This is a genomic window from Pantoea sp. EKM101V (genome assembly GCF_011800325.1).
Taxonomy (GTDB): Bacteria; Pseudomonadota; Gammaproteobacteria; order Enterobacterales; family Enterobacteriaceae; genus Pantoea; species Pantoea anthophila.
The window spans coordinates 102,455-123,155 of the sequence record NZ_JAALFP010000013.1; the positions used below are offsets into that span (position 1 = coordinate 102,455).

At 53.5% G+C, this 20,701-nt stretch carries 31 protein-coding genes; 26 read left to right on the forward strand and 5 right to left on the reverse strand.

From position 1 onward, the window contains the following. Position 1: 1 nt before the first annotated feature. Complete coding sequence (locus HFD92_RS18365) at positions 2-607, reverse strand: phage repressor protein CI (RefSeq protein WP_167429442.1); 606 nt, start codon at positions 605-607, stop codon at positions 2-4. Positions 608-696: 89 nt separating this feature from the next. Here HFD92_RS18365 and HFD92_RS18370 point away from each other — a divergent pair, with 89 nt between their 5' ends. Beyond that, positions 697-933 carry a hypothetical protein gene (locus tag HFD92_RS18370; protein ID WP_034911927.1) on the forward strand — a complete coding sequence of 79 codons (237 nt, stop codon included), beginning with the start codon at positions 697-699 and terminating at the stop codon, positions 931-933. A 34-nt stretch (positions 934-967) separates the two neighbouring features. Further along, positions 968-1,477 carry a phage regulatory CII family protein gene (locus tag HFD92_RS18375; RefSeq protein WP_167429443.1) on the forward strand — a complete coding sequence of 170 codons (510 nt, stop codon included), beginning with the start codon at positions 968-970 and terminating at the stop codon, positions 1,475-1,477. 201 nt (positions 1,478-1,678) lie between these two features. Here the strand turns inward: HFD92_RS18375 and HFD92_RS18380 are convergent, their stop codons facing one another. After that, the gene (locus HFD92_RS18380; RefSeq protein ID WP_167429444.1) at positions 1,679-1,930 is read right to left on the reverse strand and encodes a hypothetical protein; all 252 of its coding nucleotides are present in this window, start codon (positions 1,928-1,930) and stop codon (positions 1,679-1,681) included. 38 nt (positions 1,931-1,968) lie between these two features. Here HFD92_RS18380 and HFD92_RS18385 point away from each other — a divergent pair, with 38 nt between their 5' ends. The 8 genes from HFD92_RS18385 to HFD92_RS18420 all read left to right on the forward strand — a co-directional run bounded on the left by HFD92_RS18385 (position 1,969) and on the right by HFD92_RS18420 (position 6,985). After that, positions 1,969-2,163 (forward strand): phage filamentation protein Fil family protein, encoded by a 195-nt coding sequence (locus HFD92_RS18385; protein WP_167429445.1) that lies wholly within the window; start codon positions 1,969-1,971, stop codon positions 2,161-2,163. Further along, a complete protein-coding gene (locus HFD92_RS18390; RefSeq protein WP_167429446.1) occupies positions 2,127-2,465 on the forward strand; it encodes a DUF5347 family protein in 339 nt (112 codons plus the stop codon). Before HFD92_RS18385 ends, HFD92_RS18390 begins: the two co-directional genes overlap by 37 nt. Positions 2,466-2,533: 68 nt before the next feature. Continuing rightward, positions 2,534-2,761, forward strand: a complete 228-nt coding sequence (locus tag HFD92_RS18395) for a DUF2732 family protein (RefSeq protein WP_167429447.1) — start codon at positions 2,534-2,536, stop codon at positions 2,759-2,761. Next, complete coding sequence (locus HFD92_RS18400) at positions 2,761-2,988, forward strand: TraR/DksA family transcriptional regulator (RefSeq protein WP_167429448.1); 228 nt, start codon at positions 2,761-2,763, stop codon at positions 2,986-2,988. The genes HFD92_RS18395 and HFD92_RS18400 overlap by 1 nt, the downstream gene beginning before the upstream one ends. A 166-nt stretch (positions 2,989-3,154) precedes the next feature. After that, entirely contained in the window at positions 3,155-5,101 is a 1,947-nt protein-coding gene (locus HFD92_RS18405) for a replication endonuclease (protein WP_167429468.1), read from the forward strand. Positions 5,102-5,208: 107 nt separating this feature from the next. Beyond that, positions 5,209-5,397 (forward strand): hypothetical protein, encoded by a 189-nt coding sequence (locus HFD92_RS18410; RefSeq protein ID WP_167429449.1) that lies wholly within the window; start codon positions 5,209-5,211, stop codon positions 5,395-5,397. A 242-nt stretch (positions 5,398-5,639) separates the two neighbouring features. Then, a complete protein-coding gene (locus tag HFD92_RS18415; protein ID WP_255461732.1) occupies positions 5,640-6,644 on the forward strand; it encodes a hypothetical protein in 1,005 nt (334 codons plus the stop codon). Beyond that, positions 6,644-6,985: an STAS-like domain-containing protein gene (locus HFD92_RS18420; RefSeq protein ID WP_167429450.1), complete on the forward strand. Its 342-nt coding sequence runs from the start codon at positions 6,644-6,646 to the stop codon at positions 6,983-6,985. Before HFD92_RS18415 ends, HFD92_RS18420 begins: the two co-directional genes overlap by 1 nt. A 24-nt stretch (positions 6,986-7,009) precedes the next feature. Here HFD92_RS18420 and HFD92_RS18425 read toward each other — a convergent pair whose 3' ends face one another. Continuing rightward, entirely contained in the window at positions 7,010-8,044 is a 1,035-nt protein-coding gene (locus HFD92_RS18425) for a phage portal protein (RefSeq protein ID WP_167429451.1), read from the reverse strand. After that, on the reverse strand, positions 8,044-9,810 hold the full coding sequence (locus HFD92_RS18430) for a terminase ATPase subunit family protein (RefSeq protein ID WP_167429470.1): 1,767 nt from the start codon (positions 9,808-9,810) through the stop codon (positions 8,044-8,046). Before HFD92_RS18430 ends, HFD92_RS18425 begins: the two co-directional genes overlap by 1 nt. Before the next feature lie 142 nt (positions 9,811-9,952). Here HFD92_RS18430 and HFD92_RS18435 point away from each other — a divergent pair, with 142 nt between their 5' ends. The 11 genes from HFD92_RS18435 to HFD92_RS18480 all read left to right on the forward strand — a co-directional run bounded on the left by HFD92_RS18435 (position 9,953) and on the right by HFD92_RS18480 (position 15,544). Continuing rightward, positions 9,953-10,810, forward strand: a complete 858-nt coding sequence (locus HFD92_RS18435) for a GPO family capsid scaffolding protein (protein ID WP_167429452.1) — start codon at positions 9,953-9,955, stop codon at positions 10,808-10,810. A gap of 44 nt (positions 10,811-10,854) precedes the next feature. After that, entirely contained in the window at positions 10,855-12,027 is a 1,173-nt protein-coding gene (locus HFD92_RS18440) for a phage major capsid protein, P2 family (protein WP_167429453.1), read from the forward strand. Between the two features lie 3 nt (positions 12,028-12,030). Continuing rightward, positions 12,031-12,675 (forward strand): phage terminase small subunit, encoded by a 645-nt coding sequence (gpM, locus tag HFD92_RS18445; protein ID WP_167429454.1) that lies wholly within the window; start codon positions 12,031-12,033, stop codon positions 12,673-12,675. 99 nt (positions 12,676-12,774) lie between these two features. Continuing rightward, positions 12,775-13,239 (forward strand): head completion/stabilization protein, encoded by a 465-nt coding sequence (locus HFD92_RS18450; RefSeq protein WP_167429455.1) that lies wholly within the window; start codon positions 12,775-12,777, stop codon positions 13,237-13,239. Then, positions 13,239-13,442 (forward strand): tail protein X, encoded by a 204-nt coding sequence (locus tag HFD92_RS18455; protein ID WP_010248731.1) that lies wholly within the window; start codon positions 13,239-13,241, stop codon positions 13,440-13,442. The genes HFD92_RS18450 and HFD92_RS18455 overlap by 1 nt, the downstream gene beginning before the upstream one ends. A gap of 3 nt (positions 13,443-13,445) precedes the next feature. Continuing rightward, positions 13,446-13,658: an HP1 family phage holin gene (locus HFD92_RS18460; protein WP_167429456.1), complete on the forward strand. Its 213-nt coding sequence runs from the start codon at positions 13,446-13,448 to the stop codon at positions 13,656-13,658. Then, positions 13,639-14,148 (forward strand): lysozyme, encoded by a 510-nt coding sequence (locus tag HFD92_RS18465; RefSeq protein WP_167429457.1) that lies wholly within the window; start codon positions 13,639-13,641, stop codon positions 14,146-14,148. The genes HFD92_RS18460 and HFD92_RS18465 overlap by 20 nt, the downstream gene beginning before the upstream one ends. A gap of 4 nt (positions 14,149-14,152) precedes the next feature. Then, complete coding sequence (lysB, locus tag HFD92_RS21830) at positions 14,153-14,578, forward strand: Rz-like lysis system protein LysB (RefSeq protein WP_167429458.1); 426 nt, start codon at positions 14,153-14,155, stop codon at positions 14,576-14,578. After that, a complete protein-coding gene (gene lysC / locus HFD92_RS21680) occupies positions 14,469-14,711 on the forward strand; it encodes an Rz1-like lysis system protein LysC (protein ID WP_244638520.1) in 243 nt (80 codons plus the stop codon). Before lysB ends, lysC begins: the two co-directional genes overlap by 110 nt. Further along, complete coding sequence (locus HFD92_RS18475) at positions 14,674-15,105, forward strand: phage tail protein (protein ID WP_090965623.1); 432 nt, start codon at positions 14,674-14,676, stop codon at positions 15,103-15,105. Before lysC ends, HFD92_RS18475 begins: the two co-directional genes overlap by 38 nt. Next, positions 15,098-15,544 (forward strand): phage virion morphogenesis protein, encoded by a 447-nt coding sequence (locus HFD92_RS18480; RefSeq protein ID WP_167429459.1) that lies wholly within the window; start codon positions 15,098-15,100, stop codon positions 15,542-15,544. Before HFD92_RS18475 ends, HFD92_RS18480 begins: the two co-directional genes overlap by 8 nt. Positions 15,545-15,970: 426 nt before the next feature. On the opposite strand, the gene HFD92_RS18485 is transcribed toward HFD92_RS18480, so the two are convergent. Continuing rightward, positions 15,971-17,293, reverse strand: a complete 1,323-nt coding sequence (locus HFD92_RS18485; RefSeq protein ID WP_167429460.1) for a DUF6602 domain-containing protein — start codon at positions 17,291-17,293, stop codon at positions 15,971-15,973. 292 nt (positions 17,294-17,585) lie between these two features. Between HFD92_RS18485 and HFD92_RS18490 the strand changes: the two genes are divergently transcribed. From HFD92_RS18490 to HFD92_RS18510, 5 genes are all read left to right on the forward strand, one after another. After that, a complete protein-coding gene (locus HFD92_RS18490) occupies positions 17,586-18,164 on the forward strand; it encodes a phage baseplate assembly protein V (protein ID WP_167429461.1) in 579 nt (192 codons plus the stop codon). Then, the gene (locus tag HFD92_RS18495) at positions 18,161-18,517 is read left to right on the forward strand and encodes a GPW/gp25 family protein (protein ID WP_167429462.1); all 357 of its coding nucleotides are present in this window, start codon (positions 18,161-18,163) and stop codon (positions 18,515-18,517) included. The genes HFD92_RS18490 and HFD92_RS18495 overlap by 4 nt, the downstream gene beginning before the upstream one ends. Further along, the gene (locus HFD92_RS18500) at positions 18,504-19,418 is read left to right on the forward strand and encodes a baseplate J/gp47 family protein (protein ID WP_167429463.1); all 915 of its coding nucleotides are present in this window, start codon (positions 18,504-18,506) and stop codon (positions 19,416-19,418) included. Before HFD92_RS18495 ends, HFD92_RS18500 begins: the two co-directional genes overlap by 14 nt. Further along, positions 19,415-20,026 (forward strand): phage tail protein I, encoded by a 612-nt coding sequence (locus HFD92_RS18505; RefSeq protein WP_163850402.1) that lies wholly within the window; start codon positions 19,415-19,417, stop codon positions 20,024-20,026. The genes HFD92_RS18500 and HFD92_RS18505 overlap by 4 nt, the downstream gene beginning before the upstream one ends. After that, positions 20,023-20,701 (forward strand): phage tail protein (locus HFD92_RS18510; RefSeq protein WP_255461735.1); only part of this gene is annotated, 679 nt, incomplete at its 3' end. The genes HFD92_RS18505 and HFD92_RS18510, both read left to right, overlap by 4 nt.

Sequence of the window (20,701 nt, forward strand, 5' to 3'; positions counted from 1 at the left end):
TTTATAGATACTCAGTCTTAGCAACAACCTTTCCAAGAACTTTAATATCGTCTGCTTTGCATTCAAACGATGCCTTGCCATTCTCGACGCGAATGCGTCCACCGGGAAAACGGTATAATTCTTTAACGCTAATGAGCTTATCGATCTCGATAAGCCACAGCCCGTCGGTGATTTCAGCGTCGGTCATATCAACCAGATAATTCTGTCTCTCAAAATGAACTAATTGAGGGGCTTTAACATCACTTGGTAAGAGCTGAGAGTCATAATCAACCCAATCTGATGATGTAAAATTCCCATTTGTGATTTTTTTGAGTTCGATTTTGGTTGGTGCTTCATCTTGCTTTGCGATGTTCGAATCGCCGCGGCCATATGTCAGCCACTCCAATGAAGTGCCTGTTTCCATCGAGCAGATCAGAACCCAATCAGCAGGAAAGTTCCCACGCATTATACGGTTAGCCATCGTGCTTTGTGACACGCCTAGATGGCGGCACAGCGCCTGCCGAGATGAAAAGCCATAAGCTTGAACGATGCGCTCAATGGGGTCTTTACCACCCTCTGGTAAAGTGGGTGCTTTACGACTCGTAAAATCTTTCGTTGACCTTTCCAATTTGTGATCCTAATATTCACTCGTCGTATCAAGACGTGTTTAATAGCGATGAATAGAGTTGGCTAGAACTCAACAGAGGATAGTGCATCATGACCCGTAAACTTTCAATGCGCCCATCAATCAATCTCGTGATCTCGGAACCCTATATCACCGTAGAAGAGTTCTGCCGCCGCACAGGTTACAAGGAAGGCACTGTTCGCCAGATGTATCGCGAAAACCGTTTGCCCATCAGGAAGAAAGAAGGGCTTAACGGCCTTATCGAAATCAACATGGTTGCTCTCACTATCGAAGCCGCCGCTGGCTGTGAAATCACAATGCAGGCTTGATGCATCCATATTGGGATAGCAGAAGGGATTTATCATGTTTGATTTTCGAGTCTCCACACATAGCCATTTCGATGATGCGTGTCGGACGTTTGCACTGAAGCACAACATTATTCATTTGGCTAACAAGGCCGGGCTGAATCCACAGACCATCCGTAACAAACTCAACCCGGAGCAGGTTCACCAGTTAACCGTTCGTGAAATGCTGATACTGACCGATCTGACCGAAGACGCAACGCTGATTGACGGCGCGCTGGCGCAGCTGCATTGCCTGCCATGCGTACCTGTTAACGAAATGGCGCAGGAGAATCTACCTGCTTATGTACTGAAAGCCACTGCCGAAGTAGGGCAGTTAGCTGCGGGCGTAGTGAGCCAGGAGCAATTAACAGCATCCTGCCGCCGTGGTCTGGTTCAGAACGTACACGCAGGGATCCGCTGCTTGACTCTGGCAGCACTGGCGGTTCAGGCACGAGTGCATTCTAACCCTGCGCTTTCGGGCACTGCTGATGTGTTAAGTGGTATCGGTGCATCTATAGGGATGGTGTGAGGTAGTTATGATCAAAGTATTGACCTACCAATTTAATTTACAGGGTAAGCGCGCAGAGGTTAAAGATTCGGATGTTGCGTTGTGCTTTCCATCCATTTCAGGTGATGGCAGTTATTTCTTTACTCTAAAAGATGGTACGAGGTTTCGCGGTGATGAAGTCAAAGAAGTGATACGTAATAAAGTATCACCTCTTACATATATTTAATTGTTGTACCTGTTCACCCATTTTTCAATGGCGTTCATGAAAATGTGCTGGTTGTCAGAGCCGGGCGGAAGTTTGTTTAACTCACTGCGAACGGCAGAATAGAAAAGAGAGTGATCATGTTTTTTATTAGTGAAGTAAGCGTTAAGAAGACCTGAAATAACCATGTTTTGAATTTTAACTTCGGAGCGGAGTTGCTGAAGGTCTTTCTCCAGTAGTTCGAAGCGTTCTATTTCTTTCTCATTCAGCATTTGCACCTCATGTCGTAACAGATAATGGAGTGAGGATTATGCAGGTTTTTGTAAGGTTTTTGAAACAACAGTCACCACCACCTCAGTTACAAGATTTAGGGCATGGCTGGATTGAAACTAAAACAGGTCAGCGCTGGCATCCGGCAATATCACAGGCCGAACTGCTGGCAGGATTAACCGGAAAAAGGAAAGAATCATGGGTTACAAAGCTGAGAGCATTACTGTGCAGATGAACGCGGGACAGCGCGCCAGTGCGCTTAATCATATCTCTGCGCTTCGTACCATGATGTACGGAGATTGCAGTCATGAACTCAAACGCTTTATCGCAGTTATGCGTAACAAGCATGATGAAAAGGTTGAGCAGAATGGCCGCGCACTAAGCGCGATTTTCTTCCTGGCAAATATCAGCAAAGAACGTCACGGCGTTGATTTCAGTGAACTGACGAGTGACGAAAAAACGGCGCTGATTAGCGCAATGAATCACTTAAAAGCAGTCGTGAGTTTATTTCCAAAGAATCTGACATTACCTAATTAATTAACCCAACGAATTAAATGGCGTAAACCCGCCGGGGATTTTTTTGCCCGAATTCAGGAGAAAGAGAAATGCGAAATATCCAGACCCGTAATTTTAAAGCCGATGAGGACGCGCTGGCCGCCCTGCTGAGCAAGGCAAAAAATGAGCAGCGTAGTGATGATGCGCTGTCCGTTTCTATCCGCCTGGCCGCACTGGCTATTCATATCCGCCAGCAGGAAATGTCTGCAGCAGAAATTATCGAACTGCTGGACAAAGAGGCTGAGCGCTTTGAGAACCAGGCACAGGAGATGCACTGATGGCCGACTCAATGGATCTGGTACAGCAGCGCGTGCAGGAAGAGCTGGCGCGCAATCTGGCTAACGCTACTCATCGTCCTGCGGGGGCGAGTGAATTTTTCTGCCTCACGTGCGGCGAAGAAATCCCGGAGCAGCGCCGCCGCGCACTGCCGGGCGTTTCCCTCTGCGTGACCTGCAAACAGATCAGTGAGCTGAAAAGCGTGCACTACAAAGGGGCGGCGTTATGAGCACCATCCTGAAGTGGGCCGGCAGTAAGTCCGGCCTTGCTGCCGAAGAAGGCAAGTGCGCAATCAAGATCATTCTCGTCCCGCATATTGAGCATGTGGCTTCACTGTGACCGATATTGCCGTAAACGCCGTTGAGTTTAATGGTGACTATCACGCTGCCCTGAAAATGCAGCGTGAGAATTATGGCGTCATAACGCCGCGTAACATGACCCTGGCTGAGCTGAAGCTGTGGAACGCTAACCCCGACGATCACAGCTGGCGCAGCCAATACCTGCATGACATGCCAGACTACCTGGCCGGGTACTTCGCTGACCGTTATCAAAAAATCCTTTCAGGAAAACATGGCCGTCGGCGGGCCAATACATTTCTGCGCCAGACCATTGGCCAGAGCGTATTGCCACGCCTGCAGCTTGTACGCACCCGCTACCGGCTGAACCATGCTGCGCAGTTTGAGCTGCCCTTTATCAAAAGGCTTGATCGCCTTCCGACGCTAGACCGCCAGGACATTCGCGATCTGGCTTACAAGATGGCCTCCTTCCTGTCACAAAGTCTGGCTGAGTTCGTTGATAAGGTCTCCATACCACAGGAGGCGGACGAACTGACCGTGACGCTTACCGGATACCGTTACATCGCTGAACTGGCTGCGCTGACAGGAACGCAGCCACCTTACTGGGCAGAGTTCTGTTCAGCTAAAGGTGAATTGCCTCTGCGCAAAGCCCAGTCTGGTCTGCTTCGCATGATGGCTCCTGAATGGTGGCGTGGCCGCCTGAAGCAGATGCGAGATTTACAGCGTGAACACATGGCTATCGCGGTTGGGCAGGTACAGAAAGCCGCATCACCTTACGTTTCCCGCAGCACGCTGGCCGAATGGATAGAGCAGAAAAAACGTAACCGTGAATTCTTCAAACGCTTTGATCTCATCAATCAGGACGGGGACCGTATTGCGCTGGATGAAATGGTCAACCGCAGCGTGTCCAATCCGGCAATACGCCGCCGCGAATTAATGACCAGAATGCGTGGGTTTGAGGATGTCGCCAATGAAACAGGTTGCGTAGGTGAATTTTATACAATCACCGCACCATCACGTTATCACGCGGTTTACAGCCAGGGCGGCTTTGTTTCTCAGTGGAACGGCTCTAGCCCGCGAGACACCCAACGTTATCTCTGCCGCGTATGGGCGCGGATCCGCGCGGCACTGTCCCGTGAAGATATTCATGTCTTCGGTTTTCGCGTTGTTGAACCTCACCACGACGGCACGCCGCACTGGCACATGCTGCTGTTTATGCGTCCTGAAAACGTCCAGCGGGTTCAGCAAATCATGCGTGATCAGGCTTACAAAGAGGATTGCGGGGAGCTGACCACGCCGCAGGCACGGAAAGCACGATTTCATGCTGAGCCAATCGACCCTGAGAAGGGCAGTGCGACAGGCTATATCGCCAAATATATTTCAAAAAATATCGACGGTTACGCGATGGAAGGTGAGAAAGATGATGAAACCGGCGCAAATATGCGCGATATGGCTAAGGCTGTTTCAGCATGGGCTTCACGCTGGCGTATTCGTCAGTTTCAGCAGATCGGTGGTGCGCCTGTGACTGTCTGGCGTGAGCTGCGCCGTATGGGTGATGCACGTCTGCCAGATAAGCAGATGGATGCGGTGCTGGCGTCAGCTTCCGTTGCCAGCTGTTGGGCGTCCTATACGATGGCGCAGGGCGGGCCGTTAGTTGCGCGTGAGGATTTAGTGATCCGCCTTTGCTACGAACTTACCGAAATGGGCAATGAGTACGGCGAAGATGTTCAGCGGGTGCAGGGTATCTATTCGCCAATGGTGCCAGATTCAGAAGTCATGACGCGCCTGGTCAAATGGGAAAAGGTCACTAAATTGGCCGAAGCGTCCGCGGAGGCTGATTTTTCTGGCGGCATTGCCGCCCCTTGGAGTTCTGTCAATAACTGTACGGGGCCAGAGCGCCGACAGTTAGAGCTGGAACTAAAAGCCAGGGGGTTTAACGGAGATGAATATGAAATTGGGCTGTTGCTTAAGGGCTGTAGCCTCAATGCAGGTGCGAAAATGCGGCTTTTCCACCGGAACGGCAGATTACAGGAAGAACCATTCTGATCTGGCAAGGTTCAGATCAATCCCATTGATACATAAAAATAGTTTCAATTCCGATTGGATTTTCTATACTGTATGCATAAACAGTAGTTGTAAGCAGAGGAGGGAACATGCAGGACTATCTTTTGGAGTCGGTGAAGCTTCAGCGTATTGATTTTTTTTTAAAACTTGTTGCTGTCAGCGATTGTAGTGATCAAGAAAAACGTATGGCAATTGAGTGGGTGTCCGAACTCACAGATGAGTTAATGGCGCGTCTGCGAAAGCATGAATACAGCCTTTCAATGAGTCAGGCTGAGTGATGAAAAGCCTAACAGAACTTCGAGCCGTGAGTGCATGACCATGCTGCATGAAATCGCATGATCCCAAAAGGATCTCTGATGCTCAGGCCCGCCAGTGTTGGCGGGCTTTTGTTTATGTCATGCAGGTGCATGAAAACCACTGCATAAAGCGGGCAGGCGTGGCGGGGCTACGAGCGCGCGCTGTCACTATCAACTATGCAAAGATATGGTAATTTTTGCTTCATGGAATGCAAGGCTATATCATGAGGAAAATTACTGATTGGGCATGGTCAATGGGATTAGGATTAAAAGACGGCATTCAGCGGATCGCAGCATTTCACAATAAGGCATTGAATAAATTAGAGCTGCCCAATGACCATTGCCACCCAGGTTATATTGCTGTTTTAGCTGCTTATATCAATCATAACCGCATACCTGAAGAAAATTGTTCCCTGCCTGGTGAGGGATACATGCAGGCAATTGGTATGCCGATGGCTCTTTGGGGCGAAGATCGATATGGCCAGGAAAGGGTCAATGTAGGTAGAAACTATAGCCTCGTTACTGCTTTAAAAAGCGTTGAAGCTGTTGATACAGCAACATCAAGTATTAATAGCTGTATCCGACAGCTGACTTTCCCTGACCGTGATGTTTATCCATCAGGGATTACTGAATTGAACCATGTTGTAGGTGAGTTACATGACAACGTCTGGTCACATGGACGTTCAACAGGTTTCTCTTTTGCCCTGAAATGGGCTGTACCGCATACTTGTAGAACCGACCATTATCTTGAGTTCGCTCTGGCTGATTGCGGTATGGGCTTTCTACGTGAGTTGAGGCGTGCAGGAATTGACGGTATTGAGTCGCATCAAGACGCCATCGCGTGGTGTATAAAAGAAGGTAACTCATCAAAGCATGCTGACTTACAAGACGACTGGGGCCAGCAATTGCCTCCTGATTTTATGGGATCCAGTGTGTTTGGAAGCGGAGTCTCTGTAAAAGAAAAAGAAAACAATCATCAAGGTCTGGGTTTGGCCCATTTGATGAAATTGGTAAATACTTACAAGGGTCAATTGCTATTAGCTACAGGCGATGTATGCTTAGAGGCCGATGGTGAAGATTTAAGCTACTCGCCATTGCGAGTACCTTGGCAGGGCGTAGCAATTTCGTGCAGATTTAAGATATCTGACCTATCGGTCGATAACGATAATGATAACGATGAAGATGACCTGCAGCTACTGGAAATCATGAGAGAGTTAGGAGGGGGCTGATGAATACTGTGATCTATAAGTTGCCAGAAGGTGACTTAGCTTCTCGTAACCAAGCTATACCGCAGCGACATAAAATTGAGAGCTTGCTTATCCAAGGCAATACGATAAAGCTAGATTTGGATGGAGTGCTATCCTTATCTGAGTCTTATTCAGACGAAATTTTTGGCGTTCTCGTTGTAAAACATGGCCCTAGAAAAGTTCTTAATGGCCTAAAAGTGCTGAATGCTTCTCCTGCTATCCTAAAAAGTATTGCTAAGGTCATTCAGCGTCGTAGCAATGAGCTAAAGTCACCTCAGTCCTTGATTGAAAGTAAGGCTTCCAATTCTTGGGCCACATGCTAAAAAAAGCCGCGAAAGCGGCTTTTTTTATCCAAGCTGATACTCTGTAAACCGGATTACATCTTCTCCAAGCCAGGCGTTCAGCTCTTCAAAGCGTTTCTGAAGTGGCATGAGTTCGTTGCGCACAAACACCTTACTTGCCTTTTCCACGTCACCGAATCCGCCCGTGTTGCTGGGTATAATGCCCATGAGCTGCGGCGGCACACGATGCACGGCCAGCATATCGTCGCGGCTCACGTTTTTGATGTTCAGGAATTCATCCTTCGCCGCCACCTCAGACAGCGGGATGATCTGGATGCCGTCCTTTTTCCCGTTCGGGCTGTACATAAACAGGTTGCGGAAGTTGCCAGGGCCCTTTGCGCTTTTCATGGCACCGCGGATATTGTCCACGTCCTGCTGGCTCTGCGCCGGGTCGGTCATGTACATGATGAAACCCGCATGGCTGCCGTTGAGGTAATACTTGCGGCGGAACAGCGTAGCCGACTCGTTCAGCAGCGCCGACGGGATAGCCGACAGGTAGCCCGGCAGACCGTAAATCTCCTGATTAATGTCCGGCTCCATCAGGTGAAACACACTGCCCTTCGCAAACTCATACGGTTCCGTGTTAATGCCATAGTGCGCATACCAGTACGTGTCTAAATCGAGGCCACGCCTGGTAAACTTTGCCAGCGACGGCTCCAGCTTCAGCACGTTACCGAGGCGGCTGGTCCGCTTCTCCAGGTAGGCATTGCCGAAAATCAGGTAATCCAGCGCAAAGCGACTGAACGCCTGCTGACTCAGTAGCGGATGCGGGATAAAGGTACTCGCCAGAATATTGCACTTTACGCTGATGGGTGAGCTGTGATGCACAGCGGCGCGGAACGTGCGCGCCAGCCCGTCAACGCTCACGGGCGGTTCATACCAGCGATCATTGATAACGCACTCCACGTAGTCCAGCAGTTCGCGGCGGTCCAGCACCGGGATCGGGTCGCCAAAGGTAAACGCCTCCGACGCTGCCCCGCTGGTCATGTTATCCGGCTGCGGCACGGGCTGCGTGCGGGTGCGGTTCCTGCGTTTGCTCATCAGTAAATCTCCACAATGTTCTGCGTGTGTGCCGCCTGTCCCTGCAGCGGCTCGTTTGCCAGCGCGTGCATGGTCGCCCAGGCTAAATCGCCGTGGCTGACTTCTTCGCTGCGGCTGGTTTCATAAGTCGGACGGTTGCCGCTGGCCGTGGTGGCCTTGCGGATAGACATGAATGACTGCGCGATGTCGAGGTGGCTGGCGTCAAACTCCAGCCGCCCGCTGGCGATGGTGTCGTAAGCCTTCAGCACCAGGGCGTTTTTCACGTTCGGGTTATAGACAAACTCCTTCACCTGCGGGAAAAATGCTTTGACGTTCTCATACACGCCCAGCCCGACGCCGGTGGAGTCGATGCCGATATAGGTGATGTTATACTGCTGCGTCAGCGTCCTGATGGCGTCAGCCTGCGCCCGGAAGTCCATCCCGCGCCACTGGTGGCGCTCAAGGATGCGGAACTTACCGCCCGGCACGGCAGGCGGTGCCATGACCACACATCCGGCACTGTCGCCGTTCTGCGTGCCCTTCGCAGGGTCATAGCCGATCCAGACTTCTTTCCAGCCGAACGGCCGCAGCGCCAGCGCTTCAAAGTCAGTCCAGACTTCCCAGCTGTCCACCATGCACTTCTGCAGCATGGCCAGCTGGAACACCGACGCCAGATCGTCCATGAATACGCACATCAGCAGGTTCTGATAGTCCTCCGGGCTGTAGCGCGTGCGCAGCTGCTCCAGGTCAAACAGGTCACAGCCGCCACGCACCGCATCTTCTACCGTGACGATCTGGCGAAACTGGCCGTCTTCGCAGAGGCGCCCGTCGGCCAGTGACTGATGGCTGAGGTCGATATCAACCCGGTCCGCTTTGGCCCGGCCCTTGTTGAACTGCGAACCGGACCAGAACGGATAGGCGCTGTGCGTCAGGCTGGACGGGGTGGAAAAGTAGGTTTCGCGCCACTTCTTGTGCAGCGCCATGCCGGATGCCACTTTCTGCAGTTCCTGAAACTTCGGGATCCAGAAATATTCATCCAGGTACAGATTGCCGTGATAGCTCTGTGCGGTGCGGGCGTTGGTGCCTAAGAAGTACAGGCACGCGCCGTTGCTGAGCGTCATCGGGTCGCCTTTCAGGTCTACGTCCACCTCGCGGGCAAACTCAATAATGTACTGCTTGAAGACGTGCGCCTGCGCCTTACTGGCTGACAGGAAAATCTGATTGCGCCCGGTGGTCAGCGCATCGATCAGCGCCTCGCGGGCAAAAAAGAAGGTCGCACCAATCTGGCGCGACTTCAGCAGATTGCGTACCGAATATTTATTACCGGCTTCCCACCACTGGCGCTGATAGCCGAACATCGAGCCGTGGAAAACCTCCTGCAGCTTCTCAATCTGTTCGTCGCTGAAAAGGTTCTTTTCCGGTGGCTTACGCGGGCCTTTGTTCCGGTTCTCCACGTTCGGGTTCAGGTCCGCTTCATTGCCGCCGTTGCTGAATTTACCGATCCGGGCGTGGCGCTCGGACTGGCGCGCCAGCAGGTCGATTTCCTTAAAGTCCTTCCCTTCCTTCTGCTCCTTCATGATGAGCTGGCAGTAGCGTGCGGCGGTGGTCAGCTGCATCTGATCCAGCGGGCCATAGTCGCCCCACTTATCGCGCTTTTTCCAGCTGTGAACGGTTGCGGGTTTCTCTCCCAGCATTTCAGCAATGCGGGCGATGCGGTATCCCTGAAAGTACAGCAGTAAAGCCTGCCTGCGGGGATCGAGGTCGTCGGGGGCGGGTGTCATGTTCATGCAGCCAAAATACGGCCCCGCCGCTTCCTTTTCCGCCATCCCTCATTGTGTGGTTTCCCGCACAACGTCCGCGCGTTGTTTCGATACCCCTGCCGCCGCAACCATAGAGCCTCACAGAGTTTTACTGACCGGAGCCTGGACAATGGCAAAGAAAGCAAAGCGTTTTCGTATCGGGGTGGAAGGTGCCACCACGGACGGGCGCACCATCGAGCGCAGCTGGCTTGAACAGATGGCGGCAAATTACAGCCCTGAGCTGTACACCGCCGTGATCAACATGGAGCACATCAAGGGCTACACGGCAGACAGTCCATTCCGTCGCTTTGGCGTAGTGGAAGCGCTGGACGCTGAAGAAATCAGCGACGGTCCGCTGAAGGGCAAGCTGGGGCTGTATGCCCTGATCAACCCGACTGACGAGCTGGTCACGCTGACCGGCACCATGCAGAAAATCTTTACCTCTATGGAAATCCGCCCGGAGTTCGCGGACACCGGCGCGGCCTATCTGATTGGCCTGGCCGTTACCGACGATCCGGCCAGCCTCGGCACGGAAATGCTGCAGTTCAGCGCCAGCGCCGGGGCGAACCCGCTGGCAAACCGTAAGCAGCATCCTGACAACGTTTTCTCTGCCGCTGAAGAAACCCTGATCGAGTTTGAGGAAGTGGCCGACGAAAAGCCCGCCCTGTTTACCCGCATCAAAGCGATGTTCAGCAGACAGCAGCAGACCGACGCGGCGCGCTTCAGCGACGTGTATCAGGCGGTTGAGCTGATTGCCACCGAGCAGCAGGACCTGAGCGCGCGCATTGAAACGGCACTGAGCGAACAGGCCGACAGCCTGAAATCGCATTTCAGCAGTGCGCTGGGTGAGGAAGTGCTGAAGCGCGAACAGCTGCAGGCGGACTTCACCGAACTGCAGCAGCAGCTGAGCCGGGAAGATGGCCGCCAGCAGGTCCGCCCGCGCACGCAGGGTAACGGCAGCGGCGGCGAAGTGCGCACCGACTGCTGATACAGCGGCGGCAAACTTTTTTAACGAACAGAGAAAGCGAAGCGATGAAAAATACTACCCGTTTTAAGCTGAATGCTTACATGTCGGTGCTGGCAGAAATCAACAAGATTGACCTGTCCGCGCTGAACAGCAAATTCACCATTGAGCCGTCCGTGTCGCAGACACTGGAAAGCAAAATTCAGGAGTCGTCCGCGTTCCTGCAGGCCATCAACATCATGCCGGTCAGTGAGCAGAGCGGCGAACGGCTGGGGCTGGGGATCGGCACCACCATTGCAGGCACCACCGATACCACCCAGAAAGAGCGCGAGCCGACCGATCCGACCTACATTGACGGCGATGGCTACAAATGCACGCAGACCAACTTTGACACGGCGCTGCCTTATTCAAAGCTGGACATGTGGGCGAAGTTCAGCGATTTCCAGGTGCGCATCCGTGACGCCATCGTGAAGCGTCAGGCGCTGGACCGCATCATGATCGGCTTCAACGGCCTGAAGCGTGAGAAGACCTCCAACCGCGTGCAGAACCCGCTGCTGCAGGACGTGAATATTGGCTGGCTGGAAAAAATCCGCCAGGAAAAACCGGTGCAGGTGCTGGGTCAGCACATCGGTGACGACGGCAAGGTGGTGTCGGACAAAATCACCGTGGGTAAAAACGGCCTGTTCCGTAACTTGGACGCGGTTGTGATGGGCGCGGTGTCGGAAAAAATCGGCGTGCAGTATCAGGACGACACCGAACTGGTGGTGATCTGCGGACGCCAGTTGCTGGCTGATAAGTATTTCCCGCTGGTCAACCAGAGCCAGCCCAACACCGAAGCACTGGCCGCTGATCTGATCATCAGCCAGAAGCGCATCGGCGGCCTGCAGGCGGTCCGCGCTCCGTACTTCCCGGCGAATGCGCTGCTGATCACCCGCCTGGATAACCTGTCCATCTACTGGCAGGAAGAAACCCGCCGCCGCTCGATCATCGACAACCCGAAACGTGACCGCATCGAAAACCTTGAGTCGGTTAACGAGGCTTACGTGGTTGAGGACTACGACTGCACCTGCCTGGTGGAAAACATCGAGCTGCTGGAGCCGGAGCCGGAGAAAGAGCCGGGCGAAATGAGCGAAGCGGAAATCGCACGCATCGCCGCTGTGGCGGCCAGCGTGGTGAAGTCCATGAGCGGCGCGGGTGACTCAACCGGCAGCGCTGGTGCTGACCAGAACGCCGGAGCGTAACCCGTGACCAATCCTTTCCGCGCGCATACGCGCTTTATTCAGGCACAGGAGGCCGCCCGGTCGGGCGGCAGTGGCCGCAGCACAAAGGGATATGACCTGATGCTGCTGCAGCTGAACGAAGACCGCCGCCGCCTCAAGGGCATTCAGTCCAACGTCCGAAAGGCCGAAATAAAGGTGGAGGTGCTGCCGAAGTACGCCGCCTGGGCTGAGGGCGTGCTGAATGCTGACGGCGCGCAGCAGGACGACGTGCTGATGTACGTGATGCTGTGGCGCGTTGACGCCGGTGACTATGCCGGTGCGCTCGCGATTGGCCGCCACGCGCTGAAGCACGGCTGGGCGATGCCGCTGGGAAGCCGCACCACGGCGACGGTACTGGCCGAAGAAATTGCCGACGCGGCAAAAGCTGCCATCCTGGCAAAGACGCCTTTTGATCCGGCCCTGCTGCTTGAGGCGCTGGAGGTGGTGGATGCACACGACATGCCCGATCAGTCACGCGCCCGTCTGCACAAGTCCATCGGCTGGGTGCTGACGGAAAGCAGCGCGGCGTCCGCGCTGAACCATCTGAAGCGCGCCCTGCAGCTGGACGAAAAGTGCGGCGTTAAAAAAGACATTGAGCAGCTGGAGCGGAAGATCCGTAACGCCAGCTGATAACCGGACGTGCCCACGCGCGGGGCGGCACGGGGTGGCGACAGGCAGCGCCGCATCAAAACCCCGTCCACCGCCCACCTATTCAGGAGTAACAGAGCAATGGAATTTATCGCGCCACAGAAGGCGACGGCAGCGCCGGACATCATCCCCAATAACTCATTCTGGCCGGATGTCGATCTGGCGAAGTTCCGCAGCGTCATGCGCGTTGACGGCACCGTGACGCCGGAGCGTCTGCGTCAGGTGGTGCTGACCGCAATGGCGGAAGTTAACGCGGAGCTTTACCCGTGGCGTGAGCGGCAGGAGCTGGCCGGTCATAACGGCCTGGCCGACGTTCCGGCGGAGAAGCTGGCCGGTGAGAGCGTGCGCCTGCATCACTACATGAATGCGGTGTGGTGCTGGACGCTCGCGGTGCTGAACGAGCGCTATCAGGACTTTGACGCCACCGCGACAGCAGTTAAGCGCGGCGAAGAACTGAATGATGCCAGCGGCGATCTCTGGCGCGATGCGCGCTGGGCCATCAGCCGCGTGCAGGACATGCCGCACTGCACCGTGGAGCTTATCTGATGAAAGTGCGTGCGCAGCAGTATGACACGGTGGACGCACTCTGCTGGCGTCACTACGGGCGCACGCAGGGGATGACGGAACAGGTACTGCAGGCAAATCCGGGGCTGGCGGAGCACGGCCCCCTCTTACCGCACGGGCTGGAGGTGGAGTTGCCGGACGTGACAACGACGGCCACCGTGCAGGCCGTCCAGCTTTGGGACTGAATCATGTGGGAAAAAATCAGCACCTTTATCACCTGGTGCATGGCGGTAGTAATGGCGTGGCTGGGCGGCATGGACCTGAAGGACATGTCAACCGTGGCCGGGGTATTCATCGGCCTGCTGATGGCGCTTATCAGCTGGTACTACAAACACAAAACCTATCAGCTGCTGCAGAGCGGGCGCATCACGCGGGGTGATTATGAATCTGCAGATCGTTAAGCGCTGCGCCGTGGGCGTGGTGCTGGCGCTGGCCGCCACCCTGCCCGGCTTTCAGCAGTTGCACACCTCCGTGGAGGGGCTGCGGCTGATTGCCGATTATGAGGGCTGCCGCCTGCAGCCGTACCAGTGCGACGCGGGTAAGTGGACCGACGGGATCGGCAACACCTTCGGCGTGGTGCCGGGTAAGTCCATCACGGAACGGCAGGCGGCGGGGAATTTCATCACCAACGTGTTGCGCACTGAGGCGGCACTGGCGCGCTGCGTGGCGGTCTCCATGCCGCAGCAGGTTTATGACGCGCTGGTGTCGCTGGCGTTCAACGTTGGCACCGGCAACGTGTGCGGCTCCACGATGGTGGCACTGCTGAAAAAGGGCCAGTGGCGCGAGGCGTGTTACCAGCTGCCGCGCTGGGTATACGTGAAAGGCGTATTCAATCAGGGGCTGGATAACCGGCGCGGGCGTGAACTGGCCTGGTGCCTTAAGGGAGTCTGAGCACATGAAGAACATCATCGTGATGGTTCTTTTTTTTCTGGGGATTGTGTTGTGGCAGTCGTGGAATCTGCACAACGCCTATCAGAAGATTCACGCACATGAGGCAGTCATAGAAACTCAGGGAAAAAAGCTGAGCCAGAAAAACAGCCAGCTGATTGCCCTGAATATCCTTACGCAGACCAGCAGCCAGGCACAGACGCAGCTTTACGCCGCCGCCGAACGCAACGGCCAGCTTCTGCGCGACCGGCAGCGAAAAATTGAGGAGCTGAAACGTGAAAATGAAGACCTGCGCCGCTGGAGTGATACCGCTTTGCCTGATCCTGTTATCCGGCTGCGCCAGCGACCGGCCCTCGCAGGAGGTGAATCTTACCGTGAGTGGCTGTCCGAAAATCACCCGCTGCCAGCTGGATCCGGCAGCACCGCGCACTAACGGCGACCTCCTGGCCCTGCTGGACGAAACGGAGGCCGCCTGGGCGGCATGTGCCGGTAAGGTCGATACCATCATCAGCTGTCAGGAAAAAGACGATGAACAAGCCGCAGTCCTTACGCAGCGCCCTGAATAAGTCGGTCCCTTACGTGGCCGATAACCCGGACCGCCTGCACCTGTTCGTGGACAGCGGCCAGCTGGTCGCTACGGCCGCCGCGTCCCTGTCGTGGGAGTACCGTTACACCCTGAACGTGGTGATCACCGACTTCACCGGCGATCAGAACCTGCTGATGGCCCCGGTGCTTTTGTGGCTTCAGGAAAACCAGCCCGACGCGCTGCAGAACAGTGAGGCGCGCGAAAAGCTGTTTTCGTTTGAGGTCGATATTCTGGGGAATGACCGCTGCGACATCAGCATGGATCTGAAGCTGACCGAGCGCGTCGTGGCAACCACTGTGGACGGGAAAATCAGCATTGAGGCAGTGCCGGAACCGGACGCGCCGGAGGAATTCTGGACGGTGAAGCATGGCTGAAATGCATGAAGTGGATGCCTGGCTGGCTGCGCTTCTCTCACAGCTGGAACCGGCAGCCCGGAAAAAGATGCTGCGCGAGGTGGCGCGCGACGTGCGCCGCATTCAGCAGGCAAACATCACAGCACAACGTTCCCCGGACGGCACCGCATGGGAGCCGCGCCGCGTCAGCGCCCGCAGCAAAAAGGGCCGCATCCGTCGAGGCATGTTCGCGAAGCTGAAAACAGCGAAGTACCTGAAGACGCAGGCGAGTGCCGACGCCGCAGAGGTTGCCTTTGTTCCGGGGGTTCAGAAACTGGCCCGCGTTCATCATTACGGACTGCGCGACCGGGTAAGCCATCGCGGCCCGATGGTGAAATATGCGGAACGTCCGCTGCTGGGCGTGAACGGCGACGTGGAAAGCACGGTGCGTGATATCATCATGAACTGGCTTGCTGGATGAATTTAGGATCTACCTAATTAAGAAACTTACCGTCATTAATTTAACCATTTAATTTTTTATATGTTTTATAAGAGTTATTATTTAAAATAAAATTCTTGGTCTATTTTAAAATTCAGTTGATTGAAAATAAAACCCCTGTCGCCGAAGTGAAAATATAAAGACTAGGTTTTTAATGGGCTGTTTTTTGCTGGATTTTATTGTTAAGCGGTTCATTTTAAATGATGCTAACTTCTATTTTTTTAAATGTTGTTCGGGTGTTAGTCTTGGGTGTTATGTTAGTTTACATGTCTTTTTTGTGTCACGCCTTTAGTTGTATCTTCAACTAAATTGTTTATCAATAACCTGCTGTGGGGGCAGCAGGCTATAGTGCGTAACATCAAAGATTACTATGAAAGAAGTTTGACGACCATCTGAATGCTGAGAAAATCACTCTAAAAAAAGAATGATAAAGTAATTTGGTGGCAGTTTGCTTTCTGTGCACCAAAGGTCAAACCTAATTCTGTCTGATGAGATATAACCAGTTTTATCATCTTTAAATAGAAGGTAAGTTTCTTGATTGATAGGTCGAATGAAATCTTGATCCTCCATGAATAATCTTGTGTTAATTAATTTCCTTTTAAGTTGTTCAATTGTGACATTGTGTCGTTCAAAAAAATGAATGCTCATATCTTCATCAAGCGCTAAATAGCCACCATTTGCTGCCATTAGCGTTATCGCTGATGTTTCTGCTGCTCCTACAGATACAGGCTTCCAAGTTTTTGTGTCATTACGAGCTAGTTTTTTTTCAGAAAGTTCGTGTGTGTTATACATCCAGCCTACCCGACCCTCCGCACTAATGACCTTTGCTGTTAATAGAGGCTTGACGTTGTCCATGTAAAGATCATCATCCCAAGGCAGTTCGATTCCAAAATACGTTGATATTTTTGTCCAAATTAATTCAAGTATAACTCTAGCAGGGTTGTGTCTTAAAGAAAATAAAGCCACCCATTCATTATCGTCTTTCATTATTAAATATGGAAGTCCATTACCCTTCACAATGCAGTGTTGATTAGAAGTTACCAAAGATGGAATCGACGGAATTCCAATTCCAGCTCCTGTTACTTTTATCTTATCTTCTAATATGTCGCAAAAAGCTTTACGTAATCCGCTCTCGGTTTTATATCCATCATAACTGTGAACTATACTTACCGGGGCTAAAGACTCTTGAACAAGCGTATAAAATAAAACACCGTCATTTTCAGCAAGTCCATGGATGTCAGAATAATTTTCCGGGCCAAACTTTCCCGTTATCCTTGAATAATTAATTTTCGCTAAAGAGATATCTGGCTCATATCCTTCATAGATCAATCTATTTTCGAAGTGTTCTGAAAAACCCCTCCTTACCTTAGCAAGATGATCCATAGCATCTATGTATTGAGATTTTGTGAGGGTTTTTTTTACTTCAAATATGCACAGAATTTTTTTTATTTCATAAAGATACTGATCAGTCAAACCAAATTTTTCACCATCACCATGCACAAGCATACAATCAATCTGCTCAGGTAAAATAACTCCGTCGATAGAGATGAATCCGGATACGACTCTTAAATCCAAGTTTTTAGGAATGACAAACTCTTGATCTATGCCTTGTTTTGTAATTTCCTCATATGCACTTCCTAAGGTCGGCATGTGTGGCATTTTTATGCCCTGTAATTTTTTATTTTCCTCATTAATGAAAATTTCAAGTAACTCAGATGCCTTGTTTATCATAATTAAGCCTCGATAGAAATTAGTTTTACATGTCTATATATTCACCTACCAATCCATAGTTTACACTATTCAAATATTTCAATCATACGCTTAAATTTTTAGTCTTTCTTTATTAAAAAAACGCCAGCAGTAGTAGAGGGTACTAAAGAACTTAAAATTTAGCCTCTTACTAAAGAATGAATGATGTTAGGAAAAATAGAGGCTGATGGGTAAGTTCACATAATCCTTTGTATCACATCTTATACAATACGCAGCGCTGCCTAATAAAATTTATCTATGCCAACATCCTCTAATGAATACTCAAATTACCGAAATCATGCGCCTTATCACCAACCTGATCCGCACCGGCACCGTGTCCGAAGTTGATCCGGTGAACTGGCTATGCCGGGTGAAAACGGGCGACCTCGAAACCAACTGGATTAACTGGCTCACCCTGCGCGCCGGTAATACGCGCACATGGTGGCAGCCCACCGTCGGGGAACAGGTTGTACTGCTGAGCCTGGGCGGCAATCTTGAAACCGCCTTTGCGCTGCCCGCCATTTATTCCGAAGCCTTCCCGCCGCCCGACTACTCGGAAGACGGCACCACCACCGTGTTTAAGGATGGCGGCTGGTTTCAGTACGAGCCGGAAACGGGCCAGTTGCTGATTAAGAACATCAGAAGTGTGCGCATTGAAGCGGCAGACGGCATTCAGCTGATCACTGATGCGCTGGGGATAGAGGCCAGCCAGACACGGATTAACGGTGACACCACGATGAACGGTGATGTGACCCACGGCGGCGGTTCAATGAGTTCAAACGGCGTAATTGCTGATAAGCATTTACATGACGGGGTGAAGAAAGGCACTGATACGTCAGGAGGTCCGCAATGATGTATCTCGGCATGAACCGTGACACTGGCGAAGCTATTACCGACATCGAGCATATCCGGCAGAGCGTGCGCGACATTCTGATCACCCCCGAAGGCAGCCGCATCGCCCGGCGTGATTACGGTTCGATGTTGTCCGCGATGATTGACTGGCCGCAGAACGACGCCACCAAACTGCAGGTAATGGCCGCCACTTATACCGCGCTAAGCCGCTGGGAACCGCGCATCCGGCTGGCCTCTGTGAAAATCACACGCAACCAGGACGGCTCTATGCAGGTTGATCTGACCGGCCAGCGCGCCGACGGCTCACCGGTTGCCATGTCTGTCTCTACGGGGGTGAAAAGTGGCGGTAATTGATCTTTCCCAACTGCCCGCACCGCAGATTATTGAGGTGCCGGACTTTGAAACGCTGCTCGCAGAGCGTAAAGAGGCGCTGATTGCGCTTTATCCAGCGGATGAACAGGCTGCCATGCGCCGCGTGCTGGCTCTGGAGTCTGACCCGATTGTGAAAAGTCTGCAGGAAAACACCTACCGCGAAATCCTGTTGCGCCAGCGCATCAATGAGGCGGCACAGGCTGTAATGGTGGCCTACGCAATCGGCAGCGATCTGGACCAGCAGGCCGCCCGCAATAACGTGAAGCGCCTGACCATCACGCCTGCGAATCCCGACGCGGTGCCGCCGGTGGATGCGGTGATGGAATCGGACGACGCACTGCGCGTGCGCGTGCCGGAGGCGTTTGAGGGGCTGAGCGTGGCCGGACCGACGGGCGCGTATGAGTTTCACGCCAAAAGCGCCGATGGCCGGGTGCAGGACGTGTCCGCCATCAGCCCGTCACCGGCGACAGTACTGATCACTGTCCTGAGTCGCGAAGGCGACGGCACGGCGGCAGCGGATTTGCTGACTACAGTGGACACAGCACTGAGCGCCGACAGCGTGCGCCCGGTGGCCGACCGTGTGACGGTTCAGGGGGCGACTATCCGCAACTACAGCGTGAAGGCCAGGCTGCACCTGTTCGACGGCGTAGCCGCCGGTCCCTGCCTTGAGGCGGCAAACGCTAATCTGGCGGCTTACCTTACTGAACAGAAAAAGCTGGGGCGCAGTGTGCGGCGTGAGTCCTACGGGGCGGTGATGCGTGTGGCCGGTGTGGATTGGGTGGAAATCACCGAACCGGCGGAGGACATCATCATGGACCGCACGCAGGCGGGTTACTGCACCGGTACGAACATTTCCGTGGCGGGCGATCAGGGGGTGGCATGAGCAACAGCAGCCTGATGCCGCCCGGTTCGTCTGCGCTGGAGCGCCGTTTAGCGCAGGCGTGCAGCGGGATTTCCGGGCTGAACGTGCCGCTGCGCGACCTGTGGAACCCGGCCACCTGCCCGGTGAGCTTTTTGCCTTATCTGGCCTGGGCCTTCTCGGTGGACCGCTGGGACGAAAGCTGGGCTGAGAGCGTCAAACGACAGGTGGTGAACGATGCGTTTTATATTCATCAGCACAAAGGCACCATCAGCGCCATCCGCCGCGTGGTGGAGCCGTTCGGCTTCCTGATCCGGGTTATTGAGTGGTGGAAAACCAATGAGCCGCCCGGCACGTTCCGGCTGGACATTGGCGTGCAGGACCAGGGCATTACTGAAGAAACCTATCAGGAGCTTGAGCGGCTGATCAGCGATGCAAAACCCTGCAGCCGTCACCTGCTTGGAATGTCCATCAACCTGCAGGTCAGCGGCGAAACACGCATGGCAGCAGCCAGCTATGACGGTGATGACCTGACCGTTTACCCGTACACCCCGGAAATTATCTCCGTCAGCGGCGCGGCTTATGGCGGCGCGGCGGTACACGTTATTGACCTGATGGAAGTGGGACCATGACACAAAAATACTATGCGATCGTAACCAACCTGGGCGCGGCGAAGATTGCCAACGCTGCCGCGCTCGGCACAAAACTGAACATCACACAGATGGCTGTGGGCGACGGCGGCGGCACGCTGCCGACGCCGAACGCCAGCCAGACGAAGCTGGTTAACGAGGTGCGCCGCGCCGCTATCAATTCGCTGAGCATTGATGCGGCCAATGCCAGCCAGGTGATTGCTGAGCAGGTGATCCCTGAAACGGAGGGCGGATTCTGGATCCGGGAAATGGGGCTGTTTGACGCGGACGGCACGCTGATTGCGGTCTGCAACACGCCCGAAACCTACAAGCCCGCGCTGCAGGAAGGCAGCGGTCGCACGCAGACCGTGCGCATGATTCTGATCATCAACAGCACCGATGCCATCACTCTGAAGATTGACCCGTCCGTGGTGCTGGCAACGCGCAAGTACGTGGATGACAGTATCCTGACGGTACGCCAGTACGCCGATAAGTTACTGGCGGATCATCTTGCGGCTGAAAACCCGCATGACCAGTACCTGCAGACAGCGAATGCGCTGGCAGAAATCAAAGACGCTGGCCTGATTGCTGAGCTTCTCAAAAACCTCGGTTTAACAGAAAAATTCTCAGGGCGTATTATTGGCCGCCAGATTTTTACCACGCCTGGAGCAATCAACT

Coding starts and splice junctions, on each gene's coding strand:
- HFD92_RS18370 (WP_034911927.1), top strand. CDS start 697: ATGACCCGTAAACTTTCAATGCGCCCATCAATCAATCTCGTGATCTCG.
- HFD92_RS18375 (WP_167429443.1), top strand. CDS start 968: ATGTTTGATTTTCGAGTCTCCACACATAGCCATTTCGATGATGCGTGT.
- HFD92_RS18380 (WP_167429444.1), bottom strand. CDS start 1,930: ATGCTGAATGAGAAAGAAATAGAACGCTTCGAACTACTGGAGAAAGAC.
- HFD92_RS18385 (WP_167429445.1), top strand. CDS start 1,969: ATGCAGGTTTTTGTAAGGTTTTTGAAACAACAGTCACCACCACCTCAG.
- HFD92_RS18390 (WP_167429446.1), top strand. CDS start 2,127: ATGGGTTACAAAGCTGAGAGCATTACTGTGCAGATGAACGCGGGACAG.
- HFD92_RS18395 (WP_167429447.1), top strand. CDS start 2,534: ATGCGAAATATCCAGACCCGTAATTTTAAAGCCGATGAGGACGCGCTG.
- HFD92_RS18400 (WP_167429448.1), top strand. CDS start 2,761: ATGGCCGACTCAATGGATCTGGTACAGCAGCGCGTGCAGGAAGAGCTG.
- HFD92_RS18405 (WP_167429468.1), top strand. CDS start 3,155: ATGCAGCGTGAGAATTATGGCGTCATAACGCCGCGTAACATGACCCTG.
- HFD92_RS18410 (WP_167429449.1), top strand. CDS start 5,209: ATGCAGGACTATCTTTTGGAGTCGGTGAAGCTTCAGCGTATTGATTTT.
- HFD92_RS18415 (WP_255461732.1), top strand. CDS start 5,640: ATGAGGAAAATTACTGATTGGGCATGGTCAATGGGATTAGGATTAAAA.
- HFD92_RS18420 (WP_167429450.1), top strand. CDS start 6,644: ATGAATACTGTGATCTATAAGTTGCCAGAAGGTGACTTAGCTTCTCGT.
- HFD92_RS18425 (WP_167429451.1), bottom strand. CDS start 8,044: ATGAGCAAACGCAGGAACCGCACCCGCACGCAGCCCGTGCCGCAGCCG.
- HFD92_RS18430 (WP_167429470.1), bottom strand. CDS start 9,810: ATGAACATGACACCCGCCCCCGACGACCTCGATCCCCGCAGGCAGGCT.
- HFD92_RS18435 (WP_167429452.1), top strand. CDS start 9,953: ATGGCAAAGAAAGCAAAGCGTTTTCGTATCGGGGTGGAAGGTGCCACC.
- HFD92_RS18440 (WP_167429453.1), top strand. CDS start 10,855: ATGAAAAATACTACCCGTTTTAAGCTGAATGCTTACATGTCGGTGCTG.
- HFD92_RS18450 (WP_167429455.1), top strand. CDS start 12,775: ATGGAATTTATCGCGCCACAGAAGGCGACGGCAGCGCCGGACATCATC.
- HFD92_RS18455 (WP_010248731.1), top strand. CDS start 13,239: ATGAAAGTGCGTGCGCAGCAGTATGACACGGTGGACGCACTCTGCTGG.
- HFD92_RS18460 (WP_167429456.1), top strand. CDS start 13,446: ATGTGGGAAAAAATCAGCACCTTTATCACCTGGTGCATGGCGGTAGTA.
- HFD92_RS18465 (WP_167429457.1), top strand. CDS start 13,639: ATGAATCTGCAGATCGTTAAGCGCTGCGCCGTGGGCGTGGTGCTGGCG.
- lysB (WP_167429458.1), top strand. CDS start 14,153: ATGAAGAACATCATCGTGATGGTTCTTTTTTTTCTGGGGATTGTGTTG.
- HFD92_RS18475 (WP_090965623.1), top strand. CDS start 14,674: ATGAACAAGCCGCAGTCCTTACGCAGCGCCCTGAATAAGTCGGTCCCT.
- HFD92_RS18480 (WP_167429459.1), top strand. CDS start 15,098: ATGGCTGAAATGCATGAAGTGGATGCCTGGCTGGCTGCGCTTCTCTCA.
- HFD92_RS18485 (WP_167429460.1), bottom strand. CDS start 17,293: ATGATAAACAAGGCATCTGAGTTACTTGAAATTTTCATTAATGAGGAA.
- HFD92_RS18490 (WP_167429461.1), top strand. CDS start 17,586: ATGAATACTCAAATTACCGAAATCATGCGCCTTATCACCAACCTGATC.
- HFD92_RS18495 (WP_167429462.1), top strand. CDS start 18,161: ATGATGTATCTCGGCATGAACCGTGACACTGGCGAAGCTATTACCGAC.
- HFD92_RS18505 (WP_163850402.1), top strand. CDS start 19,415: ATGAGCAACAGCAGCCTGATGCCGCCCGGTTCGTCTGCGCTGGAGCGC.